Raw genomic sequence first — 833 nt, forward strand, 5'->3', positions numbered from 1 at the left:
CTCATTCCCTCCAAGCAGGATCCTGAGTACGGCGGAACACGTGAAATTCCGTCGGAATCTGGGAGGACCATCTCCCAAGGCTAAATACTCCCTAGTGACCGATAGCGAACCAGTACCGTGAGGGAAAGGTGAAAAGCACCCCGGGAGGGGAGTGAAATAGTACCTGAAACCGTGTGCCTACAAGTAGTCAGAGCCCGTTAATGGGTAATGGCGTGCCTTTTGTAGAATGAACCGGCGAGTTACGTTAGCTAGCGAGGTTAAGGCAGAAAAGCCGGAGCCGGAGCGAAAGCGAGTCTGAATAGGGCGAATGAGTTAGCTGATGTAGACCCGAAACCAAGTGACCTACCCATGACCAGGTTGAAGGTGCGGTAAAACGCACTGGAGGACCGAACCCACTTATGTTGAAAAATGAGGGGATGAGTTGTGGGTAGCGGTGAAATTCCAATCGAACTTGGAGATAGCTGGTTCTCTCCGAAATAGCTTTAGGGCTAGCCTCGGAAAAGCGGATACTGGAGGTAGAGCACTGTTTGGATGATGGTCCCGTCTCGGGATACTGAATGCAGATAAACTCCGAATGCCAGATATTTGTTTCCGGGAGTCAGACTGCGAGTGATAAGATCCGTAGTCGAAAGGGGAACAGCCCAGATCACCAGTTAAGGTCCCTAAATCCATGCTAAGTGGAAAAGGATGTGGAGTTGCATAGACAACTAGGATGTTGGCTCAGAAGCAGCCATCATTTAAAGAGTGCGTAATAGCTCACTAGTCGAGTGACTCTGCGCCGAAAATGTACCGGGGCTAAGCATGGTACCGAAACTGTGGGTGGCGACCTTTGG

Annotated in this window: 1 rRNA gene; it reads left to right on the plus strand. The window is 50.7% G+C overall.

From position 1 onward, the window contains the following. Positions 1-833 (plus strand): 23S ribosomal RNA (locus tag L248_RS15705); the annotation flags it as partial.

It is taken from the genome of Schleiferilactobacillus shenzhenensis LY-73 (assembly GCF_000469325.1).
Lineage (GTDB): Bacteria > Bacillota > Bacilli > Lactobacillales > Lactobacillaceae > Schleiferilactobacillus > Schleiferilactobacillus shenzhenensis.